At 75.9% G+C, this 1,115-nt stretch carries 1 protein-coding gene; it reads left to right on the forward strand.

The genetic code is table 11. From position 1 onward, the window contains the following. Positions 1 to 1,115, forward strand: a 1,115-nt coding sequence (locus tag AB8Z36_RS40225; RefSeq protein ID WP_369218304.1) for a hypothetical protein, incomplete at both ends; no start/stop codon positions are given.

Consider the following 1,115-nt stretch of genomic DNA (forward strand, 5'->3'; position numbering starts at 1 on the left):
CACCCCGGCAGTGGACGGCCGACGAGGATGCCGCGCCCTTCGCCCTCCCCGTCACACCGGCCGAGGACAGCGCCGAACTCGCCGCGCGATGCGCCGCGGAACCCTTCGACCTGGGCCGACAGAACGGCTGGCGGGCCCACTTGGTGCCCGCGCGGCACCCGACGGACGCTGGACGACACACCCCGGACACCGGACGGCACACCCCCGGCGCCGGACGGCACCGCCCGGACCAGCTCGTCTTCGTCAAACACCACATCCTGGCCGACGCCTGGGCCCAAGAGGTGCTGCGCCGCGAACTCCTGCGGGAACTCACCACCCCGGGCAGCCTCGGCGCCCCCGCGCCGGGCCCCGCCGACCTGGCGGCCGAGCAGTACGGGCCGGACGGCCTGCGTCGGCGGCGAGCCGCCGCCGAGCACTGGAGGCGGATGCTCGAACAGGCCCCGGAGGCCCAACTGCCCGCGAGCGGTGACACGCCGGGTGGGCGCGAGGGCGGACGCGAGGACGGCGCGGTGGTGCAGGGCACCCTCCGCTCACAGGCGGCGCTCGCCGGGGCCCGTGCGCTCGCCGACCGGGCCGGTGTCTCCGTCGCCAGTGCCGTACTGGCCGCCTACGCCCGCGCGGTGGGCCGCAGGTGCGGCAGCGACGCGCTGCTGATCCGGCTGATGAGCGCCAACCGGTTCTCCGGGCGCTGGAGGGACCTCGTCACCTCCATGAACCAGTGGGTTCCCGCCCTCGTGACCGGGGTGGACGGAGACGTCGGCGCACTGGCCCGCACCGCGCACTGGAGCAGCCTGCGCGCCGTCCGGCACGGGATGCACGACGTGCGGGAGGTCGCCGCTCTGCGCGCCGCCATGCCCGGGGCACCCGAGGCGGCCTGCGCCTTCAACCATGTCGCCGTACCGCCCGCCGACGGGACGCGGGCGGCGGTGCGGCAGGCGGAACCGGTAGAGCCGACCGTCTCCTTCGAGACACCGTTCACCACCATCGGCCCGCGCTGCTACGCCCGCTCCCAGGAGGACGGGCACACCCTGACCGTACGGCTGACCGCGCGGGACATCGGACGCGCGGAGTGCGGCGCCCTGCTGTGGGAGCTGCACGACACGCTGCTCGCCGCC

Origin of the sequence: Streptomyces flavofungini (assembly GCF_041028215.1) — a bacterium.
Taxonomy (GTDB): Bacteria; Actinomycetota; Actinomycetes; order Streptomycetales; family Streptomycetaceae; genus Streptomyces; species Streptomyces flavofungini_B.